This is a genomic window from Variovorax sp. 54 (assembly GCF_002754375.1).
Taxonomy (GTDB): Bacteria; Pseudomonadota; Gammaproteobacteria; order Burkholderiales; family Burkholderiaceae_C; genus Variovorax.
This window is the reverse complement of the sequence record NZ_PEFF01000001.1, coordinates 3,758,007-3,780,740: the sequence shown is the minus strand read 5'-3', so window position 1 is coordinate 3,780,740 and position 22,734 is coordinate 3,758,007. Positions and strand designations below refer to the sequence as shown.

The following is a 22,734-nucleotide window of genomic DNA, read 5'->3' as shown; positions in this document are numbered from 1 at the left end:
GTTCAGGCCGTCACCGCCTCCTGCGAGAACTGCCGTCGGTACGCCGTCGGCGACACCTTGAACGCCGTGGCGAAGTGCTTGCGCAGCAGCACGGCCGAGCCGAAACCCGCATCGGCCGCCACGCGCTCCACGGAGCGGTCGGTCGTTTCGAGCAACCGTTGCGCCAGCGCCAGCCGCTGGTTCTGCAGCCACTGGCCGACCGTCGTGCCCGTCGATTCGCGAAAGCGCCGCGTGAAGGTGCGCCGGCTCATGAGCGCGCGATTGGCGAGCTCGTCGAGTTCGTGCGGCGTCTGCAGATGCCGCCCCAGCCATTCGAGCAGCGGCGTGAGCCGGTCGCGTTCGGCCGCCGCCGGCATGGGCTGCTGGATGTACTGCGCCTGACCGCCCTGCCGGTGCGGCGCGACGACCATGCGACGCGCGGCGCGGTTCGCGGTGTCGGCGCCGTAGCGCACGCGCAGCAGGTGCAGGCAGCAGTCGATGCCCGCGGCCGTGCCCGCCGAGGTGAGCACGTTGCCGTCGTCCACGTACAGCACCTCGGGCTGCAGCACGACCTGCGGATATTGCTTGGCGAACGCCGCGGCCAGGTGCCAGTGCGTGGTGGCGGGCCGCCCGTCGAGCAGGCCGGCCTCGGCCAGCACGAAGGCGCCCAGGCACAGCCCGACCACGGTGGCGCCGCGCCGGTGCGCCGCCTGCAGCGCACGGATCAATGCGGGCGGCGCGGGCCGGCCGTCGTCGCGCCATGACGGCACCACCACGATCTGCGCGCGGCGGATCGCCTCCAGACCTTGCGGCACCACGAGCGTGAAGCCCGCGTTGGTGGCGAGCGGCCCGGGCTCGGGCGCGCAGACCTGCACGCGAAAGCGCGGCGCGCCGGTGTCGGTGCGGTCTTCGCCGAACACCATGCAGGGCACGGAGAGGTGGAAGGGGCTGATGCCGTCGAAGGCGACCACGGCAATGGTCTCGGCGATGGTTTTGGCGGCAGATGAGCGCATGGCCCGATCTTATCGATGAATGGCTTTCGGGCCACTGTCGCAAAACCTGCCGTGCATGAAGAATCAAGCCATTCCAGACACAACAACCACCACCGAAGGAGAGACCCCATGAGCCAATCCGCACCGCGCCGCGCCCTTGTCGTCATCGACGTGCAGAACGAATACTTCGAAGGCGGCGGCCTGCCGATCGAATACCCGCCGGTCGAGCGCTCGCTGCCGAAGATCGCGCAGGCCATGGACGCGGCCCGTGCGGCCGGTGTGCCGGTGGTGGTGGTGCAGCACCACGCCCCGAAGGGCGCGCCGGTCTTCCAGGCCGACAACTTCTACGGCCAGCTGCACCCCGAGATCGCCAAGCGCCCGCGCGACCACCTGGTCACCAAGGCCTTCCCGAGCGTCTTCACCTGCACCGACTTCGCCGACTGGCTCGCGCGCCACGAGATCGACACGCTGAGCGTGACCGGCTACATGACGCAGAACTGCGACGCGTCCACCGTGTTCGAAGCCATGCACCGCGGGCTGAACGTGGAGTTCCTGTCGGACGCCACCGGCGCGCTGCCTTACGAGAATGCGGCCGGCCGCGTGAGCGCCGAAGAGATCCACCGCGTCTTCAGCGTCGTGTTCCACAGCAACTTCGCGGCCGTAACGACGACCGACGCGTGGGTTGCTGCGCTGAAGGCCAGCGCGGCGATCGAGAAAGACAACGTGGTCATGTCCAACCGCCGCGCGCGCGGCGTCTGAACCTCGCAGGAGGTCGGGTCAGGCCAGGCTCAATGGCTGCAGCACGGGCTTCCAGCGCTCCACGGCGATCTTCTTGAAGCCGCGGCCGTTGGGGTGCAGCTCGTTGGCCCAGTCGGTCGGGCCCAGCGTGCCCCGGCTGTCCACCACGTGCAGATGCTGCGGGTCGCCCGCGGCGATGTTCTGCAGCATGCCGTGGAAGCCGTCGATCAGGTGATCGACGCAGGGCTTGAACAGCTCGGGCGCCACGCCCGCGTCGACCAGTGCCGGGCGCAACCAGCCTTCGCGGCCGAACAGCGCCTCGCCGGTGGGCGGGGCGTAGTCGTAGCTGTGCATGACGATGTGGCAGTCGACGCTGGTGCGGGTGTAGATGAGGCCGATGAGCGCGCGGTACTGCTCGTCCATGTCGACAAGGAACTGGTCGAAGCCACCCGTGCCGTTGCGAAAGCACTGCGAAGCCTGCGTCTCGGCCGAGCATTCGGTCTTGAGCAACGGGCGCAGGTCATTGAAGCCCGCAAAGTCGTTGCCGCCGCCGCTGATGAACACCGCCGACAGCGTCGGCCCGTACAGGCGCAATGACTCGCGCACGGCGTTGCGGTACTTGCCGTCGACGTAGTCGTGCGTTTCCGCGCCGTTCATGCCCTTGGCCAGGATCACGTGGCCGCGCGCGCCGACCACGTCGCCCAGGTAGTTCAGCAGGCAGCCGCCCGGCAGCGGGTACCAGAACCACGAATCGCCGAACGCGAGGATCGTGGCGGTGCCGTGCGGGCCCATCTGCATCTTGGTTTCGTCCCAGTAGACAGCCATGGCGAACTCCTCGTTGTCGTTGTATCGGGCGCCATGGTTCTCGCAAGCGCCGCGCGGCGCCATCCCCCGTTCGCGGTAGAACCTTTCTCAGTCCCGCAGCGACTGCACCAGCAGCACCAGCTCGGCCTGCCGGTGGCAGTCGGTCTTGCGCATCACGTTGCGCAGGTGGCTGCGCGCCGTGTGCTCGGAGCAATGCTGCGCGGCGGCGAAGTCCTTGACGGTCTTGCCGCTCGCGATGAGCAGCGCGAGCCGCGCCTCGGTCGGGCTCAGGCCGAGCAGGCTTTCCATCTGCCGCGGGTCGGTGGCGACGGCCTCGGCCGGATGGGCGAAGACCACGAGCGCGCGATGGCGCTGGCGCAGCACGGCCAGCGGGTGCGAAGGCTTCAGCGGCAGCACCGTGACGCGGACCACGCCGCCGGCCACAGGCAGGTGCAGCACGCCGGCGCGCGCGCCGCCGGCCGGGGCGCAGGCCTCGCGCACCCGCTGTTCAAAGGCCGACCGCAGTGCGGACGACGCGAGCCGCAGCCGCCCCTGCGCGCTGTCGAACAGGCCGCCCTGGCCCGCACAGGCCGTCGCGCGGGCGTTCAGGTGGTCGATGCGGCAGGCCTCGTCGAGCACGGCAATGCCCTGCGGCAGCGCGTCGAGCGCCGACAGGCCGGTGGCCGCGTGCTCGCCCAGCTGCGCCATGCGGGCACGCAGTTCGCTGGCACGCACGAGGTGCGGCGACAGGCGCCGGCAGAAGGCCTCACTCTCGGGGCCGTAGGGCGCCTCGGCCCGGGGGCGGATGAAGCCAAGCACTTCGCGCGTGTCGTCGTCGGTGCGCAGCCCCATGGCCAGCGTGTGGCGCAGGCCGAGCGGCGCGAGCCAATCGACATAGATCGGGCTGTGCGACAGGGCGCGCGCGCCGAAGTAGGTGTGGTCGGCCACCGGCGTGCCCAGCGGGGCCTTCACCGGCATCTGCATGCGGATGTCGTCGCGGGCCAGGTGCTGCTCGTACTCGCGCACCTTGTCGGGCGGGCTCTCCAGGTTGGCGAGCCCCATGCCCACCACCGAGAAGTCGGCGCGCCGCACCGTGAGCGTGTGGAAGCAGGCGGCGCCGAGGGTTTCGCGCATGGCATCGAGGGCGTCGTACCAGTCGCCGGGACAGGTGATCCCGTCGTACAGCAGGGCCACGATCCGGTCGGTGTCTGCCTCAGCGGACACGCCTCCCTGCACGATGGCTGTCATGGCGACCTCCTCCTGGTTGGACTTTCGATGTATCCGCTTGCAGCACGGTATTACAAAATGCTTCCAGTGTCAGCCCCCCCCCAGGTCCGGAGGGCCCGGCCAGGGCGGCCTCGCGCGAGGTCGTTATGCTCTCGCACCCATGGGTGAATTCGACCTGATCACACGCTATTTCAAACGTCCCGCCACGCGCTCGCCGCTGGGCGTGGGCGACGACTGCGCCTTGCTCGCGCCGGCCGCGGGCATGCAGCTCGCCGTGTCCTCCGACATGCTGGTGGAGGGGCGGCACTTTCTGTCCACGGTGGAGCCGGCCCGGCTCGGCCACAAGGCGCTGGCTGTGAACCTCAGCGACCTGGCCGCCTGCGGCGCGAAGCCGCTGGCCTTCACGCTGGCGCTGGCGTTGCCCGGCGTGGACGAGCCCTGGCTCGAAGGTTTTTCGCGCGGCCTGTTCGCGCTGGCCGACGCGCACGGCTGCGAGCTGGTGGGCGGCGACACCACGCGCGGCCCGCTCAACATCTGCATCACCGTGTTCGGCGAAGTGCCGGCCGGCGCCGCGCTGCTGCGCTCGCGCGCGCGCGCGGGCGACGACCTCTGGGTGAGCGGTTCGCTCGGCGATGCGCGGCTGGCACTCGAGGTGTTCCGCGGCACGCTGAGCCTGCCCGCCGACGCCTTCGCACAAGCGCGCACACGCATGGAACAACCCACGCCGCGCGTGGCACTGGGCCAGGCGCTGCGCGGCATCGCCACGTCGGCGGTGGACGTGAGCGACGGCCTCATCGGCGACCTGGGCCACATCCTCGCGTCGAGCCGCGTGGGCGCCACGCTCGATGCCGATGCAACCACCGCGCTGATCGCGGTCGACACGGCCGGCCTGCCCACCGAAGCGCTGCGCACCTGCGCGCTCTCGGGCGGCGACGACTACGAACTGGTGTTCACTGCGCCGGCCTCGGTACGCGATGCGGTCCTGCAGGCCGGAGTGAACAGCGCCACGCGCGTGACGCGCATCGGCCGCATCGAGGCCGACGCGGGCCTGCGCATCGTCGATGCGGGCGGTGCGCCGGTGTCACAGCGCTTCGGCTCGTTCGACCACTTCGTCTGACGGGCCACCGCCGCCCCCACGGCTACTGCAGGCTCTGCTTCAACGCCTCGATGAACGCCCGCGCCGCCGCCGACAGCGAATGGCCGCGCTTGGTGACGATCGAGATGTCGCGCGCCACGCGCGGCGCGCTGAGCACCTTGACCACGAGCACCGGGTTCTTCTCGGCGCGCGCAAAGGCCGACGGCATGATCGACGCGCCCATGCCCGCCGCCGTCATCCACAGCGCGGTGGACAGGAACGACACCTCGTTCACCACGTCGAGCGTCACGCCGGCCTCTGCCGCCGTGCCGTCGATCAGCGGACGCACGCCGTAGCCGGGGCGCACGGTGATGACCGGGTGGCGCCCCAGGTCAGACCAGCGCACCACGCGCGCCTTGGCCAGCGGATGGTCGGTGCGGCACACCACGGCGAGGTGGTCGCGCATGAGGCGCTGCACCTCGACCTCGGGGCCGGGCCGCTCGGGCGTGCCGATGCCGAAGTCGACGTGCTCGCCGAGGATGCGCGACAGAAACTGGTCGGGCGCGCAGTCGTTCACCAGCACGCGAACTTTCGGGTGCTGCTCGCCGAAGGCGCGCAGGGCATCGGGCAATAAAAACCCTGCCAGCGTGGGCGTGATGGCCAGGGTCACGCGGCCGCGTTCCAGCGTGGCGAGTTCGCGGAAATCGGCCGAGAGCGAATCGACATCGCGCAGCACGCGCTCGACCGTGGAAATCATCTGTTCAGCTGCGGCCGTGGGCTTGAGCGCGCGCGTGGTGCGGTCGAACAGGCGCGTGCCCAGGCCCTCTTCGAGCTGGCGGATCAGCATGCTCACGGCCGACTGCGTGACGAACAGCCGCGTGGCCGCAGCACCCAGCTTGCGCAGCTGGTAGACCGCGAGGAACGCGCGCAGCTGGCGCATCGTAGGACTGAAGTTCGTATTCATCAGAAAAATTGAAAAATCATTCGGAATTTCTTGATTTACGAATGAATCCTGCCATCGTTCAATCCCCAATCAAAGCACCGGATTCAAGGAGAGGCCCGAATGACAGCACCCATCGCCCGCGGCATGCGCGCGTTTCGTGAGCGACGCAGGCGATTGCTGTGGGGCGCGGCGGGTTCGCTGCTGCTGGTCGGCCCGGCCCTCGCACAAGCCCCCGCGGGCGACTTCCCCACCAAACCGATCCGCATGGTCGTGACTTTCCCGCCCGGCGGCAGCGCCGACGGCGTGGTGCGCATGCTGGTGCCGCGCCTGAACGAGAAGCTGGGCCAGCAGGTGGTGGTCGACAACCGCCCCGGCGCGGGCGGCAACGTGGGGCTCACACTGGTCGCCAAGGCGCCGGGCGACGGCTACACGCTGGGCGTGGGCGCCGCGGGCGCGCTGGCGGCCAACGTGAGCCTGTACCCGCAGATGCCCTTCGATCCGCAGAAAGACCTGAAGCCGGTGGGCATGCTGGCGGCCATTCCCTTCGTGCTGGTCGGCCATCCCTCGGTGGCCGCGAAGACGCAGCGCGAACTCATTGCGCTGGCCAAGGCGAAGCCGGCCACGCTGTCGATCGGCCACGGCGGCAACGGCACGGCCATGCACCTGTCGGCGGCGCTGTTCAACCAGATGGCGGGCACGCGGCTGGTCGAGGTGCCCTACCGCGGCTCGGGCCCGGCGGCGCTCGATGTGCTCGGCGGGCAGATTCCGCTCGCGGTGGTCGACCTGCCCTCGTCGCTGCAGCAGATCCGCGCGGGCAAGCTGATCGCCTTTGCCGTGACCAGCCCGCAGCGCCTGCCGATGCTGCCCGAGGTGCCGACGGTGGCCGAGGCCGGCCTGCCGGGCTACGACTCGACCGGCTGGTTCGGCGTGGTCGCGCCGGCCGGCACGCCCGCGCCGGTGGTGGCGCGGCTCAATGCCGAGCTCAATGCCGCGCTCGGCGACGAGCAGGTGAAGACCGCCATGCGCGCGCTCGGCGTGGAGCCCGCGCCGGGCTCGGTCGAGTCCTTCGACAGCTACATCCGCGCCGAGACGAAGAAGTGGGCCCAGGTGATCCAGGACGCCCACATCAAGCTCGACTGAACGACAGACAAGCCAACAGAGAGATATGACGAAGACCGCCGACACCCCGATGCAAGCCGACGTGCTGATCGTCGGCGCCGGCCCCGTGGGCCTCACGCTGGCAATGGACCTGGCCTCGCGCGGCGTGCGCGTGATCCTGTGCGAGACGCGCCGCTTTGCCGAGCCGCCGAACGTGAAGTGCAACCACGTGGCCTCGCGCACCATGGAGCAGTTCCGCCGCCTGGGCGTGGCGCAGCAGCTGCGCGATGCGGGGCTGCCGGCCGATCATCCGAACGACGTGGTGTTTCGCACCTCGGTGACGGGCACCGAGCTCACGCGCATTCCGATTCCGTGCCGGCGCGACCGCTACACCGAGACCGAGGGCCCCGATGCGTGGTGGCCCACGCCGGAGCCGCCGCACCGCATCAACCAGATCTACCTCGAGCCGATTCTGCTGAAGCACACGGCCGCGCTGCCGGGCGTGACGCTGCTCAACCGCACGCAGTTCGAGCGCTTCACACAGGACGCCGACGGCGTGAGCGCCATCGCCACCGACATGGACAGCGGCGCCACGCGCAGCATCCGCTGCCGCTACATGGTCGGCTGCGACGGCGGCAGCTCGCCGGTGCGCAAGCAGATCGGCGCCAAGCTCGAAGGCACGGCCGTCATCCAGCGCGTGCAGTCGACCTTCATCCGCGCGCCGCAACTGCGCGAGCTGATTCCGGGCAAGCCCGCGTGGTCGTACTACGCGATGAACCCGCGCCGCTGCGGCACGATGTTCGCCATCGACGGCCACGAGACCTGGCTGGTGCACAACCACCTGAACGCCGAAGAGCCCGAGTTCGATTCGGTCGACCGCGACACCTCGATCCGTGAGATTTTGGGCGTGGGCCCCGACTTTCACTACGACATCATCAGCAAGGAAGACTGGATCGGCCGGCGCCTCGTGGCCACGCGCTTTCGCGAGGGCCGCGTGTTCCTCGCGGGCGACGCCGCGCACCTGTGGGTGCCCTACGCGGGCTACGGCATGAATGCCGGCATCGCCGACGCGCTCAACCTCTCGTGGCTGCTGGGCGCCTGCGTGCAGGGCTGGGCCGACGAGGCCATCCTCGACGCCTACGAGGCCGAGCGGTTGCCGATCACCGAGCAGGTGTCGCAGTTCGCGATGGACCATGCGCAAAAAATGATCCGCGCGCGCCGTGCCGTGCCGCCCGACATCGAGGCGCCCGGCCCCGAAGGCGATGCGCTGCGCGCCGACATCGGCCGCGAAGCCTATGCGCTCAACGTGCAGCAGTTCTGCTGCGGCGGGCTCAACTTCGGCTACTTCTACACCGGCTCGCCGATCATCGTGCCCGACGGCGAGCACCGCGCGCCGCCGTACTCGATGGGCGAGTTCACGCCTTCCACCGTGCCCGGCTGCCGCGCACCGCATTTCTGGCTGGCCGACGGGCGCTCGCTGTACGACGCCTTCGGCCCGGGCTACACGCTGCTGCGCTTCGACCGCAGCGTGGACGTGCGCCCGCTGGAGCGCGCGGCTGCCGCGTACCGCATGCCGCTCACGGTGCTCGACATCGAGACCGCGAGCCTGCCCAAGGCCTATGCGCACCGGCTCGTGATGTGCCGCGCCGACCAGCACATCGCGTGGCGTGGTGCGCACCTGCCGGCCGATGTGTACGACCTGGTCGCTACCTTGCGCGGCGCATCGCGGCGCGAGCGCGGACGCCGCCGGGCCCTCGCCTGGGAAGGCGTGCTGGCTTAGCGCTGGCGCCGAGCCACCGCGCGCGCCGCCAGCCAGGCCGCGACCGCGGGGGCCAGCGCGAAGACCGTGAACAACCAGATCGCAGCCGAGCGCGCACCGTCGACGCCGCCCGGCACCGTGAGCCCCGCCGCATTCGCCACCAGCCCGGCCACCGCCGCACCGACGGCCATGCCGTAGAGCTGCACGGTCGTGATCGACGCGGACGCCAATCCTTCTTCGCCGCGCGGCGCGAGCGCCATCACGCGCGTCAGCAGGTGCGGCCAGCCGATGCCCACGCCGAAGCCGACGGCCGCCAGCGCGAAGGCCACGAGCGCGGTCTCGACGTTGGCCCCGAGCGCACCCGGCGTCGGCAGCAGCCACGCAAGCGCCAGCAGGCCTGCCGTGCAGACCACCGGCCCGGCGCGCAGCATGCGGTCGGCGCCCGCGCCATTGCGGCCCGACGAGAGCAGCGAACCGATGCTCCAGCCGCCCGCCATCGCCGCCGTGAGGTAGCCCGCCATGAGCGGCGTGTGGCCGTGCAGCAGCTGCAAAAAGTAGGGCACGAAGATCTCGGTGGTGGTGCCGATGAGCAGCAGTGCCACGCTCGCATAGATGGCGCCCAGCGGCGTGCCGAGCGCATAGGCGCCGGTCGGCAGCAGGCGCACGGCGCCGGCGCGGCGGTCGATGCGGGTGGCGGCGAAGCCGATGGCCAGGCCCAGCGCCACGCCCACGGCCTGCCCCGCGAGGCTGGGCCAGAAGCCGCTGGCCGCAATCACCAGCACCGACAGCGCCAGCAGCGCGATCTGCGGCGCCGGCACGCGCGGCAGCTGCGCCGGGCGGTCGTGCCGGATGCCGGCCGCGGGCCGCAGTTGCACCGTCACCAAGAGGGCCTGCGCCGCCGCGACCGGCAGCAGCGCCCAGAAGGCCCAGCGCCAATGGCCGGCCTGCGCGAACAGCCCGCCCACGGCCGGCCCGCACAGCGTGGCGACGCCCCACATGCCCGACACCAGCGCCACCGCGCGCGGCCACAGGCGGGGTTCGAACACGCGCTGGATCAGCCCGTAGCTCAACGCCCCCAGCAGGCCGCCGCCCAGGCCCTGCACCGTGCGCCCCGTGAGCAGCCACGGCATGGCCGGCGCCAGCGCGCAGCCCACCGAGCCGGCGGTGAACACGGCCAGCGCCGTGAGGCAGGCACCGCGCGGCCCGCGCGCGGCCAGCAGCCGCACCGAGAGCGTGGCGCCGAGGATCGAGCCGACCACGAACAAGGTCGTGCTCCAGGCGTACCAGTCGAGTCCGCCGATCTCGCGCACCACCGAGGGCAGCACGGTGGTCACGATGTGGACGTTGACCGCGTGCAGCGCGACGCCGCCGGTCAGCGCCAGCGCGCGCCAGCCGTTGCGCCCGCTGAACAGGTCGCGCCATGCGGCGGTGGGCGGCGGCGCGCCAACGGCGGCAGCGTCGAGGGAAGAGGAGGAGGACGACATGGGAACGAAGGAGAACGCCAAAGGAGCCTGGATACTAGGCGGCGCCCCTCAATTAAACAAGCTATTGCTTTGATAAATAGAAACTTCGGCGTGCAGGCGTCGAGCGGGATGCGCGACACTTCGAAACCGATGCACGCTGCTTCTTCTTCCTCTCCTTCTTCGATGGATTCCTCTCCCGCCACCGGCGCCCTGCCCCGTCCCCCGATGCGTCGCCCCACCCTGCACTTCCTGCTCTCGCATCCTGCGCACTTCATCGCGCTGGGCTTCGGCTCGGGGTTGTCGCCCTTCGCGCCCGGCACCGTGGGCACGCTCTGGGCCTGGGCCGCCTTCGTGGTGATGCAGCTGTGGTTCACGCCCGCGACCATCGGCTGGATCATCCTCGCCGGCTTGCCGATCGGCTGGTGGGCCTGCACGGTGGCCGCGCGGAACATGAACGTGTCCGACCCCGGTGCCGTCGTGTGGGACGAAATCGTGGCCTTCTGGCTCGTGCTCTGGCTGGTGACGCCGGCCGGCCTGTGGGCGCAGGTCGTGGCCTTTGCGCTGTTCCGATATTTCGACGCCGCCAAGCCCGGCCCGGTGGGCTGGGCCGACGCCGCCTTCAAGCCGAGCGACCCCGCGCGCGTGCAGTGGTGGCGTGCCGGCTTCGGCATTCTTCTGGACGACCTCGTGGCGGCCTTCTGCACGCTGCTGGTCATTGCGCTGTGGCGCGCATGGTGAACCCGATGGAACCTTCCACTTCCTCTGCACTGGCCGAACAGGACACCCCCGCGCTCGTCGCGACGCTGGCCGAGCGGCTGCAGGCCCGGGGCTGGATGATGGCCACCGCCGAAAGCTGCACCGGCGGCCTGATCGCCGGTGCCTGCACCGACCTCGCGGGCTCCAGCGTGTGGTTCGAGCGCGGCTTCGTCACCTACTCGAACGCCGCCAAGACCGAGATGCTGGGCGTGGACGCCGCGCTGATCGACGTCCACGGCGCGGTCAGCGAGCCCGTGGCGCGCGCGATGGCCGAGGGCGCCATTGCCCGCGGCGCACCGGCACGCGCATCCGTCGCTGTGACCGGCGTGGCCGGCCCCGCAGGCGGCTCGCCCGACAAGCCCGTGGGCACGGTGTGGTTCGGCTGGTCGGTCGACGGGCAGGTGCGCACCGAGCGCCGCCGCTTCGACGGCGACCGCGCCACGGTGCGTGCGGCCACGGTGCACTACGCGCTGCAGACGCTGATCCAGCTGCTGCCGCGCTGATTCCGCCACATCCGGCGATGATCCGACACCACCACCGCGAGGCCCCATGACCGCAGCCACCCACGCCCCGACCATCGAGCGCTTCTACAGCGCGTTCTCGCAACTCGACGCCGCCACCATGGCCGCCTGCTACGCGCCCGACGCGGTGTTCGACGACGAGGCCTTTTCGCTGCGCGGCCAGCGCGAGATCGGCGGCATGTGGCGCATGCTCTGCGAGGCCACCAAGGCCAAGGGCGCCGACGTGTGGCGCCTGAGCTGGCGCGACGTGCAGGCCGACGGCCGCACGGGCAGCGCGCACTGGGACGCCCACTACCGCTTCAGCGCCACCGGCCGGCTGGTCGACAACAGCATCGACGCGCGCTTCACCTTCACGCCCGACGGCCTGATCGCCACGCACCGCGACCGCTTTCCGTTCTGGACCTGGTCGCGGCAGGCGCTGGGCACGCCGGGCCTGCTGCTGGGCTGGACGCCGATGCTGCGCAACAAGGTGCGCGCCACGGCTGCAGCCAACCTCGCCACTTTTCTTGCACGCCAACCTTCATGACCACATCGCCCGCACTCACCTTCACGAACAACGAAGCGCAGCACCGCTACGAGGCTGCGCTCGACGGCAAGCTCGCGGCCTATGCCGAGTACAACCTGCTGACCGACGCGATCCTGTTCACGCACACCGAGGTGCTGCCCGAGCATGAAGGCAAGGGCGTGGGCTCGGGCATTGCGAAGCACGTGCTCGACGAGGCGCGCGCCAACGGGCGGCATGTGATTCCGGTGTGCCAGTTCATCGCGGGCTACATCCGCAAGCACCGCGAGTACGCCGACCTCGTCCGGCCGGACATCCAGCGCGCCTTCAAGATCTGACGGAGGCCGCCTTCGGCGCGGGCAGCCACGCGAAGGCTGCGATGCCGATCACCAGCAGCGCGGCAATGACCGCCAGCACGGCGGTCAGCGGATCGCCGCCATGCGCCGCGGCCACCGAGGCGGCCACGCCCGTGCCCCACTGCATGAACGCGACACCGAGAAACATCGCCATGGTGAAGACCGCCATCGCGCGGCCCGTGAGTGCGGCCGGATAGGCCACGCGCACGTCGGCGTACTGCCAGACGATGAAGCCCGAGAGCACGCCGATGAGCACCATGCCCGCGATGTCGAGCCATGCGGAATGCACGACGGCGATGAGCGCGAACAGGCCGGCGTAGAAGAGGCCGCAGGCCACGATCCAGCGGCGGCGCGCGGCGCCGTCGCGGTCGAAGCGGCCGAACAGCGGCGAGCCGAACAGTGCGATCACCGACACCGCGAGTGCGACGTTGCCGCTTTGCACCAGCGAGTAGCCGTGGCGCTCCATCATCAGCGGGCCCAGCCACAGCCCGCGCAGCGAAATGAAGGCCGCGTACGTCACCGCGCCCAGCACCATGATGCCGAGCGTGTGCGGCATCGCGAACAGCGCGCCGAACTGGCGCACGGCTTCGGGAATCGACTCCTTCTTCTGCGGCACGGCCGATGCGGGCTCGTGCACCCAGCGCCAGATCGCGAGCCAGGCCAATGCAGAAGCCAGGGCGAGCACCAGGAAACCTGCGCGCCACGAATACGCCTGCACCAGCCACGCGAGCGGCGTGCCCGTGGCCAACATGCCCAGGCCGCCGATGGCCAGCACCATGCCCGACACGGTGGCGAAACGCGCCGCCGGAAAGTGCCGCGCGATGAACACGGTGCACACCAGGAAGGCCGGTGCGCAGCCGACGCCGATCAGTGCCTGCCCTGCCACCAGCATGAGGTAGCTCGACGACATCGCCGACACCAGCGCGCCCGCGATCGCCACGGGAAAGGCCACGAGCACCGTGCGGCGCACGCCGTGCAAGTCGATGCCGATGCCCATGAAGAGCTGCATCGCGCCGAACGCAAAGTGAAAAGCCCCCGAGAAGATCCCGAGGGCCTGGGCGGAGAGATGAAAGTCCGCTTGCAGCGGGCTTGCCATGATGGCGCCGACGGTGCGGAACGCCTGGCTGAGCGCGACCCCTGCGCAGAGCGCGAGGACCATGACCCAGGCGGCGCGGGGTGTCAGGGGCAGTGCTGCAGGCGTGGGGCTCATGGGGCGTCAGTGTTTTTGCTGTGATTCAGGGCGCGTGCACAGGACATCGGGTACTCCCCTCCGCGAATGTCCCCCGCCTTCGGCTCCTCCTTGATTTCGCTGCGGGGAGCACCCAATGCCCTGTGCACGAGGGCACGCCGCTGGTTCGCGGCTGATCGACGACCGCTGCGAACAACGATCACGCTGATGGGGTGCCTTGCGCAGCGAAATCAAGGGGGAGGCCGAAGGCCGGAGGACATTCGCGGAGCAAGGTGCCCCGTCGGCGTGATCGCGCCCTGAACACGGCACGTCACGCGAAACCAGGGAACGACCCCAGTCACTCACCGTGGCACTTCTTGTACTTCTTGCCGCTGCCACAAGGGCACGGATCGTTGCGCCCCGGCGTGGCTTCCTTGCGGATCGTCTCGACCTTCGGGCCCAGGCTCTTCCAGAGCTGGCGCAGGTCGTACACCGCCCAGATCGCGGCGCCGAAGTCGTCCAGGCGCTGCTGGCTCACGCTCGGCGGGCCGTTCTCGTCGTACATCGACAGCGTGGGCTTGGCGGTGTCGTCCTCGGTCAGCGCGACGAGGTTGTCGAGCGCGTCGTCGAGCATCTGAGCGGCTTCCTTGTCGCGCGGCGCGGCCCAGTCTTCGGGCCAGTTTTCGACCGCGTACATGAAGCCGAGCGCCCAGACCTGGGCGAACGAGGGAATCTCTTCGGCGGCCATGTCGGCGCGCTCTTCCTCGGGCAGCGAGGCGATGGCGCCGCGTGTGTCGAGCACTTCAGGCTGCCAGCTGCGCTCGTCCTCGAGCGATTCGACCGGGGCGTCGAGGCCTTCCTCGATCTCGCGCCAGCGGCGCTTCCAGTTCCAGACGAACTCCATGTGCTGGGCCGGCACGAAGTGGTCGCCCAGCAGCACGGGCCAGTATTCGGTGGGGTCGATGGGGCGGCGCGTGCAGATCAGCGCGGCCATGAAGCCTTCGCAGAACTCCCACTGGGGAATTTCTTCGTCGTGCTCACGCATGGCGTCGAGCGCGGTGTCGAGGGCGTCGAAGTCGTCGGGGCCCAGGGCTTGGGGGGCGGTGTCAGGGGTATCGGGGGTGTCTGGGGTGGTCGTCATGGCAACAGTCATGGCAGGTTGGGAGCAGCCCTCTATGATGCAGCAGGCTCCTGCCGACATCTGATGACTATGCCCACGATTATTCCGTTTCCCGCACGCTACAGCGCGTTCGCCCTGTGCGTGCTCGGTCTGGTCGCCTGCCTGGCGATGGTTCTGGCCTCTCCGCACCTGTGGCTCGCGTGGATCGGCGTGGCCGTTTTCGCGGTGCTCACGGGCACCGGCGTGCACGACCTGCGTCAGGCGCGCCATGCCATTTTGCGCAACTACCCGGTCATCGGGCACCTGCGCTTTCTGCTGGAATTCATCCGCCCCGAGATCCGCCAGTACTTCATCGAGAGCGATGCCGAGGCCGCGCCGTTCTCGCGCGCCCAGCGCTCGCTGGTGTACCAGCGCGCCAAGGGCGAGCCCGACAACCGGCCCTTCGGCACCCAGCTGAACGTGTCGGCCGCGGGCTACGAGTGGATCAACCACTCGATGCAGCCCACGAAGCTGGCCGGGCACGATTTCCGCATCGTGATCGGCGGTACGCCGCAGCCGGCCGGTGCGAATCTGGCGCAGGTCTGCACGCAGCCGTACAGCGCGAGCGTGTTCAATATCTCGGCGATGAGCTTCGGTGCCTTGTCGGCCAATGCGATCCTCGCGCTGAACCAGGGCGCGCAGATGGGCGGCTTTGCGCACGACACCGGCGAGGGCTCGATCTCGCAGCACCACCGCGTGCATGGCGGCGACCTGATCTGGGAAATCGGCTCGGGCTACTTCGGCTGCCGCAACGACGACGGCAGCTTCAACGCCGAGCGCTTCGCCGCCAACGCACGCGATCCGCAGGTGAAGATGATCGAGATCAAGCTCAGCCAGGGCGCCAAGCCGGGCCACGGCGGCGTGCTGCCGGCGGCCAAGGTCACGCCCGAGATCGCGGCCGCGCGCGGCGTGCCGGTGGGCGTGGACTGCATCTCGCCCGCGTCGCACAGCGCGTTCTCCACGCCGACGGAAATGATGCATTTCGTCGCCAAGCTGCGTGAGCTGTCGGGCGGCAAGCCGACCGGCTTCAAGTTCTGCCTGGGCCACCCATGGGAATGGTTCGGCATTGTCAAGGCGATGCAGGCCACCGGCATCACGCCCGACTTCATCGTGGTCGACGGCGCCGAGGGCGGCACGGGCGCGGCGCCGGTCGAGTTCAGCGACCACGTGGGCGCGCCCTTGCAAGAGGGCCTGCTGCTGGTGCACAACACGCTGATCGGCGTGAACCTGCGCCACCGCATCAAGATCGGCTGCGCGGCCAAGGTGATCACCGCCTTCGACGTGGCGCGCATGATGGCACTGGGCGCCGACTGGTGCAACGCGGCGCGCGGTTTCATGATGGCACTGGGCTGTATCCAGGCCCAGAGCTGCCACACCGGCCACTGCCCCACCGGCGTGACCACGCAGGACCCGGTGCGCCAGCAGGCACTGGTGGTGCCGACCAAGGCCGACCGCGTGCGCAATTTTCACCGCAGCACGCTGCATGCGCTGCAGGAGCTGGTGCAGGCCGCGGGCCTGGACCATCCGCAGCAGATCACCGCGCACCACATCGTGCGCCGCATCTCCGACACCGAAGTGCGCCTGTTGAGCAACCTGGTGATGCAGGTGCAGCCCGGCGCGCTGCTCGGGCCGCTCGACAACCAGCACACCGTCTTCCGCACCTACTGGCCGCTGGCCAGTGCACAGAGTTTCCAGCCCCTGACGCAGGGCCCGCACGGGCTGCTGGCGCCGGGCTTCGCCATGGCCGCATGAATCCACTGAGACGAGGAGGCGCCGCGACGCGCCTGTACAGCCAACGGGGCGCCGCATCGGCGCCCGCGCCGCTCGATGACGCCCCGGGCTCAGCGCCCGGCGACTACGCCGAATTCCTGCGCGTCACGCTGCCCAGGCAAGCCAAGAACGTGGCCAGCCACCGCTTCGGCAGCGAGCGCGTCTGGCTCAAGAAAGCCGGGCCGCGCCACGGCAAGTGGGGCTACCGCGTGATGGCGCTGGCCGCGCGACTGGCCGGCCTCGACGTGATCAAGCCCGTGCCCAACCCGGGCGGCGAAGCCGCGATCGCCACCGAGGCCCGCCGCCTGAAACAACTGGCCGCCGCGGGCCTGCGCGTGCCGCTCGTGCTGGCGCAGCAGGCCGACGGGCTGCTGATTTCCGACCTTGGCGAAAGCGGCCGTGCCACCGTGGTGCTGCAGGAGCGCATCGACCAGGCCGCCGCCGCCGGCCCGGCCGCCTTGCTCGCCGTGTGGCGCGAGGGCCTGGCCGCCATCGCCGCCGTGCACCTGTGCGGCCAGCACCTGAGCCAGGCCTTCGACCGCAACCTCGTGCAGTGCCCCGACGGCGTGATCGGGTATATCGATTTCGAAGACGACCCCTCTGAGGTCATGACCCTGGCCGAATGCCAGGCCCGCGACTGGCTGAGCTACCTGCACTCCACAGCCATGATGCTCGAGGCCGCCGCACCGCAGGCCGCGGGACAGCACTGGCATGCGGCGCTGAGCGGCGTGAACGAGGAAGTGCGCGAGCGCATCGCGAATGCGGCGCGACGCATGAAGTGGGCGCAGAAGCTGCCGGCCAGCCGGCGGTGGGGGCGGGATACGCAGCGGGTGCGGGCTGTGGCGCGGTTGCTGGGGCAGTGGTACTTGGCGAGCTCTTCGACCCAGACTTAGGGCGTTGCCTTCAGGTCAACCACTGGGTCCCGTTAGGCCGGTACGCTGAATGGGGCGTTCCTATTTCACATTGACGACAGGCATTTCTTCGCATGTTTCCTCCGAAAAAGTCTCTGGGTCATACAGCTCATCGGCGTATTTTCGATTTCCATTTTTCAAGCTAATGAAAAATGCCAAGTTCGTATGAATCAGAGCCCACTCGCCTGATTTTGGATAGCGGGCTTCTCTGACACCACTTCCTAGAATTCCAGAGTACAGCACCTTTTTGTTTTTCACGTCAATCAGCGAAATATACGCAACCTGAGGGGCGTTGCTCGAGATATTCTTCGGAGCCCCAAAAACAAGAATCCTGCTCTTCAGGCAATTGACTTTATATTGCGATATATTCTGATTCAAAGAATATACACGCCTTCCAGCCTCATTGACAACCAAAACATTGGATCCATTCGAAACGGAAACCCTGAGTTCGGAAGACTTCGCAGGCGCAACCGAAAATCCAAAAATCGAGGAGAGTAAAATTAGCGCGGCTATTCTATTCATCGCCCAGCTCTAGATAGGCGTTTCTGGTTTCATTCCATCTTACCGGGGATGGCGGCCTTTCCCCGGGATTGACTCTGTGGCTGACTGCGTGCGAAGTTGCCTCACTGACTCCCATATCGGCCTCTGCGGGAATTTGGTGTGTAACGCAGTAATAGCATGCAGTATCGACGGCATTGAAGGGATCGTCCCCTGCAGTTTCCGGGTTCGATATTACAGGTCCAGTTCGCCTCGGATTTTCGAACCATGCATCATCATAGGATGATATTGAAAGCCATCCACGATAAACCCAATACACCGAATAATTGAATCTTCCCGTCAGCTGCTTCATCCCTCGGCCGCGAAATTTCATGCCATCTCCGGCATCCGTATTTCCCAGCACCCTATTCCCCTCGTAACTAACGGCATTTACAAAGTACGATAGTTGGCTCACATTTGAAGGCGTGATTCTCAAATACCCACCATACTCCGGCTGCAATGAGATGTGATTATTCTTGATGGCAATATCAATCCTAACGGAGACTTCTCGAACTATCATGAAATAGTAACTCTCTCGCGCGGACTGACCAAAAAAATGCGCAGCTCTGCCGGGGATGTTCAGGGAATACTTTCTGAATGCCCTATTCAACGGATTCCGATAAATATTCTTATATTCACTCGACGTCTTGTTGACGGATTTGTAGATGGATTCCGGATAAATACGCGAAAGCTCCGACTCTGCGAACCACCCGCACTGCCTAAAGATTTTTATAAATTCAGCAGGATGAAATCTCCAATCGGCTTGCGTATACGTTTCCGGCAAGTCCGAGAAACTCATCGCACGAAGATGGTTGACGAATTTTTTCCAGTTGTCATCCATATCCAACTTGTGGCCTTCATCCAACGCCCTCAACCACTGGTGACGGGTTTCAATATTGCTTTGATCCCATTCGCTGGGAAATTTACAAATCGCCCTTCGCAAAAAACCTTGCAACATCGGTGCTCCCAATCGTCTGGCCAGCATTCGACGCTCCTCGCTCTCCACTACCTTTTCGCCCTTCCCCCGCACTGCCTTGGGATCGCTAAGCAGGCGACGCAAGTGATAGGACTCACACAATTGATTCGTTGGCTTAGGATCATCGTCGTAGCAGTTCCAGCCAGTTATCGAAAGGAAGTCCGCGTCGCTGAACTTGAAGGTACCTGGTGCGTTCAAGTCGGCCCAGATCGAGCCCGTCGCTGTAGGGATCTTGCGCCAGTGCGCTGCCTCTGCGGGAAGTGGATCTCTTCCAACGCCGTAGCCTAGGTTGCGGCCAAAACGCAACAATTCATACCATCCGCTGGGGCTGCTGGACGCCTGAGTCGCCGCATCAAGGCTCTTGTGACGGTCGCTCGCCTGCTTGTACAAGTTGTATTCGGTATCCGGCAGAAAATGGCCCTTCTTTAGGGTATCCGGTAGCGTGGAATCGGGGTTTCGCAACAAGCCTCCGATGGGAATTCCATGGTCGTCATAGCAGCGCAAGATGGCATCACCGCGTTCATATCGAATCTCTACCCACCGCGCCTCTTGCAACGTGTTCGGCGCCACATGATCCGTCGCAGCACTGGCACCCCCGCGGAGCGCACGCACATGAGTAGTCGGCCTGCTGACGCTCGTCGGTGTGCTCGCACTCAGGTAGATGAAAGTGCTGCCAAACACTGCGTCTGTGCGCCCATCGGCTGTTGGCGCAGCAGAGGGTGCGCGCTCCTGCCAGCTCGGCGTGCGATTCAGGATGCGTTGCAGGCTTTCGGTGTCACAGCAGATCTCGAAGTGAATCTGCCCCGGGTGGCTGTAGACGCACCCCGGTTTCCCTAATGGCGCTTTGCGCCGAATGTCGACGGGCTCGTCCCCTGGTTTGACCTCCCCCACAGCAAGCTCGGACAGATGCATGTAGAGGCTGTAGAAAGTGAATGAGGTCGGTATTGCCGCTGCGTCATTGCTGGCGCCGGTTTCCGCTGTGTGCCGAACAATGACGATACCGTTGTCGGTCCACTGGGCACCATCAGGGCTGTAGTTCTGAGGGTCAGCGGGATCGGCGTTGGCCTTCTTGCCCGCCTTCGCGAAGATGATCTGTCCAGCTGCAATGGCGCGCACCGAGGCATAGCCTGCGCCTTCTTGTGGGGCCTGGATATGGATTCCGTTGTGCCACATCAGTGATGCACTCACCGGAAATGAACCTTCAGGCGTCGTGGTTCCGGGGGCTCGACCTGCAGGTGGGGGCATGGCGAAATCGACCCACTCAGCATCGGTCTGGTTGGCGCGATGCCGGGGAAGGAATGGAGGGCTGATGATCATGGTGTGACGCCTACAGAGAGAGAAAGTGGCCACCTTCCTGGGTGGCGTTTTCTCCGGTGAAATCTCCTCGCGGAAACATCACGTCGGGCACCGGTCGACTCATGGGCCCGACCTGCGCATGCAGCGCCGCATGCTCCTGCCAGGTACCGGCCGTGCCGTGCTTGATGCCGCTCTCGCTCCACTCGGAGTAGCTGCCGCCGCCGATGATCACGACCTTCTTCTTGGCGGTGATGTGCAGCTCGCCCTCCACGCTCTTGATGACGACGTCCTTGTGCGCAACCAGAATCAGCTCGTCGCGGTGCGCCTGAATCTCGACCGGGTCTTCGCTCGCGATGAGCTTGGCGCCCTTCTTGTGCGTGAACCCGCGGATGCCTTCGGCTGCGCTGACCAGCCATCGCTTGGCGGTGCTGATGGCCATGTGCAGCCAGGGGCGAAGGGTGAGCTTGTACTGGACGTGGCGGCCTTCTTCGCCCCACAGGGCCGCGTCGGTGATCAGAGCGTTGATCTGGCGAGGAGGAGAGCCATCGAGTTCGATCTCGCAGCTGATCTCCCGGCCGATGAAGGCATCGAGGTCGAAGTCTGCTGAAGAAGAGACGCCAGACAGGCCCAGCGCATCCGGGGTCTTGAGGAACAGCTCGTAGGCAAAGAGGCTGTTCAGCCCCTCATGCCCTGACAGCCGCACAGGCTCCAGTGCAGGCCGACCAAGAACAACAGGGATCGCGGCAGAAGAAACAGACAGCGTGCGCGGCATCGACGACTTCCTTGGGAGGAAAACAGGTCGCGCAGTTTGCGAGCCGCATCGCGATCACACTGATAACAATCGTCAAACTCCACGCACCGCCTTCGCGATGCGTGGAGTTTGTCATGCCTGACCGGGCGCCGACCGCACCACCACCCCCCGCAGCGCCAGCCGCTTCTTCATCGACAGCACCGCCTTGTCCTTGCTGAACAGCTGCGCTCCATGCGCCACAGACAGGTCGATGAACACCTGGTCGTCCGGATCGCTGCACACGCAGGGCGCACGCGCCGGCACCTCGGTCACCAGCTGCACACGCGCATCGAAATCCGCGAGCACGACAGGAATCGTCAGTTCGCGCTGCGCCATGCGCCGGGCGATCAGCGGGTAACCCAGCACGCGTTCCAGTTCGCTGCGCATCGCGGGCGTGGCCAGCCAGCGCCGCGCGCCGCGTGCAAGGTCGTCGACCAGCGGGGCCCAGGCGGGGTCTTCGAAGACCAGCAGGTCGAGGGCGATGTTGGTGTCGATGACGACGAGGTCGGGGGCTGGCAAGGTCATGGGTCGCGTGAAATCTGTCTATCGCCGATGTTGCACCATGCGGCGCCCGGGCTTCTAGCACCCTGACGGCATCGCCAGCACCTTCGCGTCGGCAACGAGCCGTGCGTAGGCGAAGTCGGTGAAGGCCTTGATCCGCGCGACCTCCTTCAGGTCGGGATGCGTCAGCACCCAGACCTGCGTGTCGAGCGCCTCCCTCGGCGCCTCGACCTGCACCAGCTCGTCGTCCGCATCGGCCAGCATGCACAGGAGCATGCCCAGGCCCATGCCGCGCTTCACGAGCTGCGTCATGCCGACGAGGCTGTCGACGCGCGCCGCGATCCGCGCCGGCGGCACCTGCTCGCGCAGCCATTTCGCCTGCATCAGGTGCGACAAACCGTCATCGGGCGCGACCCAGTCGTACGCAGCCAGCGGAGTCTTCGCCGGGTGCTTCGCGAGGTAGGCCTTCGACGCGTACACCGCTGTCTGCAGGCGCCCTGCCCGGCGCCCGACCAGGTGGTCCGGCGGGGCGTTGGTCGGGCGGATCGCCACGTCGGCTTCGCGTTTGGTGAGGCTCAGGAAGAGGTTGTTCATCACCACCTGCAGCTCGATGCCCGGGTGCAGCGCGCGAAAGTCCGCCAGGATCGGCCCGAGCAGCCCGGCCATGAAGGTGTCGGTGCTGGTGATGCGGATGACGCCGGTCAGCCGCAGGTCGAGCCCCATGAGGTGGCGCTGCGCGGCGTCGATCTGCTCGCCCACGCCCTGCAGGCGCTCGCGCAGCGCCTCGCCGGCCAGCGTCATCGCGTAGCCGGCGGGCAAGCGGTCGAACAGGCGCACCGCCATGCGCGCCTCGAGCGCGCCCAGGCGCCGCAGCACGGTGGAGTGGTTGACGCCCAGCTGGCGCGCGGCGCCGGAGAGCGATCCGGCCTGGCCCACGGCCAGGAACACGCGAAAGTCGTCCCAGTCTGCGTCCTGCATTTGTGCATACCTCGGATGCGATTTTTGCGAATGGCTTTGCAAACGCGCCGATCCTACAGTCGTCCGCAGGGGGCTGCGATTCGCCCGCCCCGCATCCACATCACACGGAGGTCGAACCCCATGGCCTGGTTGCTGCTGCTTGCCGCCGGATTGGTGGAGATCGTGATGGCCCTCGCGCTGAAGGCCGCGGCGGGCTGGGAGCGCCCCGGCGCCGGCGCGCTGGGCCTGGGCGCCGCGCTGGCGAGCATCGTGCTGCTCACCGCCGCGATGAAGACGCTGCCGGTCGGGACCGCCTACGCGATCTGGACCGGCATCGGCGCCATCGGCGTCACGCTGATCGGCATCTTCTTTTTCCAGGAAAGCGCCGCGCCGCTGCGGCTGGTGTGCATCGGGCTGATTTTCCTGGGAATCGTCGGCCTGAAGCTGCAGAGCTAG

The 22,734-nt window shown here is 67.5% G+C and carries 23 protein-coding genes; 11 read left to right on the top strand and 12 right to left on the bottom strand.

The genetic code is table 11. The annotated features are described in order from the left end of the window. Positions 1 to 2: 2 nt before the first annotated feature. A complete protein-coding gene (locus tag CLU95_RS17545; RefSeq protein ID WP_099794791.1) occupies positions 3 to 992 on the bottom strand; it encodes a GlxA family transcriptional regulator in 990 nt (329 codons plus the stop codon). A gap of 108 nt (positions 993 to 1,100) precedes the next feature. Between CLU95_RS17545 and CLU95_RS17540 the strand changes: the two genes are divergently transcribed. Then, positions 1,101 to 1,730, top strand: coding sequence for an isochorismatase family protein (locus CLU95_RS17540; RefSeq protein ID WP_099794790.1), 630 nt, complete (start codon positions 1,101 to 1,103; stop codon positions 1,728 to 1,730). An 18-nt stretch (positions 1,731 to 1,748) separates the two neighbouring features. On the opposite strand, the gene CLU95_RS17535 is transcribed toward CLU95_RS17540, so the two are convergent. Beyond that, positions 1,749 to 2,534: an SGNH/GDSL hydrolase family protein gene (locus CLU95_RS17535; protein WP_099797360.1), complete on the bottom strand. Its 786-nt coding sequence runs from the start codon at positions 2,532 to 2,534 to the stop codon at positions 1,749 to 1,751. 87 nt (positions 2,535 to 2,621) lie between these two features. After that, positions 2,622 to 3,761 carry a helix-turn-helix transcriptional regulator gene (locus tag CLU95_RS17530; RefSeq protein WP_099794789.1) on the bottom strand — a complete coding sequence of 380 codons (1,140 nt, stop codon included), beginning with the start codon at positions 3,759 to 3,761 and terminating at the stop codon, positions 2,622 to 2,624. Positions 3,762 to 3,900: 139 nt separating this feature from the next. Between CLU95_RS17530 and thiL the strand changes: the two genes are divergently transcribed. Beyond that, entirely contained in the window at positions 3,901 to 4,857 is a 957-nt protein-coding gene (gene thiL / locus CLU95_RS17525) for a thiamine-phosphate kinase (RefSeq protein WP_099794788.1), read from the top strand. A gap of 22 nt (positions 4,858 to 4,879) precedes the next feature. On the opposite strand, the gene CLU95_RS17520 is transcribed toward thiL, so the two are convergent. Then, positions 4,880 to 5,779 (bottom strand): LysR family transcriptional regulator, encoded by a 900-nt coding sequence (locus CLU95_RS17520; protein ID WP_099794787.1) that lies wholly within the window; start codon positions 5,777 to 5,779, stop codon positions 4,880 to 4,882. A 99-nt stretch (positions 5,780 to 5,878) separates the two neighbouring features. Between CLU95_RS17520 and CLU95_RS17515 the strand changes: the two genes are divergently transcribed. Both CLU95_RS17515 and CLU95_RS17510 read left to right on the top strand, forming a co-directional pair. Continuing rightward, positions 5,879 to 6,898, top strand: a complete 1,020-nt coding sequence (locus tag CLU95_RS17515) for a Bug family tripartite tricarboxylate transporter substrate binding protein (protein ID WP_099794786.1) — start codon at positions 5,879 to 5,881, stop codon at positions 6,896 to 6,898. 25 nt (positions 6,899 to 6,923) lie between these two features. Further along, the gene (locus CLU95_RS17510) at positions 6,924 to 8,636 is read left to right on the top strand and encodes an FAD-dependent oxidoreductase (RefSeq protein WP_099794785.1); all 1,713 of its coding nucleotides are present in this window, start codon (positions 6,924 to 6,926) and stop codon (positions 8,634 to 8,636) included. On the opposite strand, the gene CLU95_RS17505 is transcribed toward CLU95_RS17510, so the two are convergent. Then, positions 8,633 to 10,099, bottom strand: coding sequence for an MFS transporter (locus CLU95_RS17505; protein ID WP_099797359.1), 1,467 nt, complete (start codon positions 10,097 to 10,099; stop codon positions 8,633 to 8,635). The genes CLU95_RS17510 and CLU95_RS17505 overlap by 4 nt on opposite strands. A 162-nt stretch (positions 10,100 to 10,261) precedes the next feature. Between CLU95_RS17505 and CLU95_RS17500 the strand changes: the two genes are divergently transcribed. From CLU95_RS17500 to CLU95_RS17485, 4 genes are read left to right on the top strand one after another with little or no spacing between them, the layout of a single operon-like run. Then, positions 10,262 to 10,816: a phosphatidylglycerophosphatase A family protein gene (locus CLU95_RS17500; protein ID WP_373669150.1), complete on the top strand. Its 555-nt coding sequence runs from the start codon at positions 10,262 to 10,264 to the stop codon at positions 10,814 to 10,816. A 5-nt stretch (positions 10,817 to 10,821) separates the two neighbouring features. Further along, positions 10,822 to 11,337, top strand: coding sequence for a CinA family protein (locus CLU95_RS17495; RefSeq protein ID WP_257214651.1), 516 nt, complete (start codon positions 10,822 to 10,824; stop codon positions 11,335 to 11,337). A gap of 46 nt (positions 11,338 to 11,383) precedes the next feature. Further along, positions 11,384 to 11,881 carry a nuclear transport factor 2 family protein gene (locus CLU95_RS17490; RefSeq protein WP_099794783.1) on the top strand — a complete coding sequence of 166 codons (498 nt, stop codon included), beginning with the start codon at positions 11,384 to 11,386 and terminating at the stop codon, positions 11,879 to 11,881. After that, complete coding sequence (locus tag CLU95_RS17485) at positions 11,878 to 12,195, top strand: GNAT family N-acetyltransferase (RefSeq protein ID WP_099794782.1); 318 nt, start codon at positions 11,878 to 11,880, stop codon at positions 12,193 to 12,195. The genes CLU95_RS17490 and CLU95_RS17485 overlap by 4 nt, the downstream gene beginning before the upstream one ends. Here the strand turns inward: CLU95_RS17485 and CLU95_RS17480 are convergent. Further along, entirely contained in the window at positions 12,185 to 13,423 is a 1,239-nt protein-coding gene (locus tag CLU95_RS17480) for an MFS transporter (RefSeq protein WP_180288628.1), read from the bottom strand. The genes CLU95_RS17485 and CLU95_RS17480 overlap by 11 nt on opposite strands. A 316-nt stretch (positions 13,424 to 13,739) precedes the next feature. Then, positions 13,740 to 14,522, bottom strand: a complete 783-nt coding sequence (locus CLU95_RS17475) for a UPF0149 family protein (RefSeq protein WP_099797356.1) — start codon at positions 14,520 to 14,522, stop codon at positions 13,740 to 13,742. 69 nt (positions 14,523 to 14,591) lie between these two features. Between CLU95_RS17475 and CLU95_RS17470 the strand changes: the two genes are divergently transcribed. Continuing rightward, positions 14,592 to 16,292, top strand: a complete 1,701-nt coding sequence (locus CLU95_RS17470; protein WP_099794781.1) for an FMN-binding glutamate synthase family protein — start codon at positions 14,592 to 14,594, stop codon at positions 16,290 to 16,292. Next, a complete protein-coding gene (locus CLU95_RS17465; protein WP_099794780.1) occupies positions 16,289 to 17,203 on the top strand; it encodes a hypothetical protein in 915 nt (304 codons plus the stop codon). The genes CLU95_RS17470 and CLU95_RS17465 overlap by 4 nt, the downstream gene beginning before the upstream one ends. A gap of 60 nt (positions 17,204 to 17,263) precedes the next feature. Here CLU95_RS17465 and CLU95_RS30665 read toward each other — a convergent pair whose 3' ends face one another. From CLU95_RS30665 to CLU95_RS17450, 5 genes are all read right to left on the bottom strand, one after another. Continuing rightward, the gene (locus tag CLU95_RS30665) at positions 17,264 to 17,743 is read right to left on the bottom strand and encodes a hypothetical protein (protein WP_143606009.1); all 480 of its coding nucleotides are present in this window, start codon (positions 17,741 to 17,743) and stop codon (positions 17,264 to 17,266) included. Next, positions 17,736 to 20,051: a M23 family metallopeptidase gene (locus tag CLU95_RS30660; protein ID WP_143606008.1), complete on the bottom strand. Its 2,316-nt coding sequence runs from the start codon at positions 20,049 to 20,051 to the stop codon at positions 17,736 to 17,738. The genes CLU95_RS30665 and CLU95_RS30660 overlap by 8 nt, the downstream gene beginning before the upstream one ends. A gap of 10 nt (positions 20,052 to 20,061) precedes the next feature. Further along, a complete protein-coding gene (locus CLU95_RS17460) occupies positions 20,062 to 20,802 on the bottom strand; it encodes a DUF2345 domain-containing protein (protein WP_099794779.1) in 741 nt (246 codons plus the stop codon). 111 nt (positions 20,803 to 20,913) lie between these two features. Next, the gene (locus CLU95_RS17455) at positions 20,914 to 21,345 is read right to left on the bottom strand and encodes a PIN domain-containing protein (RefSeq protein ID WP_099794778.1); all 432 of its coding nucleotides are present in this window, start codon (positions 21,343 to 21,345) and stop codon (positions 20,914 to 20,916) included. 54 nt (positions 21,346 to 21,399) lie between these two features. Continuing rightward, positions 21,400 to 22,299, bottom strand: coding sequence for a LysR family transcriptional regulator (locus CLU95_RS17450; RefSeq protein WP_099794777.1), 900 nt, complete (start codon positions 22,297 to 22,299; stop codon positions 21,400 to 21,402). A 120-nt stretch (positions 22,300 to 22,419) separates the two neighbouring features. Here CLU95_RS17450 and CLU95_RS17445 point away from each other — a divergent pair, with 120 nt between their 5' ends. After that, complete coding sequence (locus CLU95_RS17445; protein ID WP_099794776.1) at positions 22,420 to 22,734, top strand: DMT family transporter; 315 nt, start codon at positions 22,420 to 22,422, stop codon at positions 22,732 to 22,734.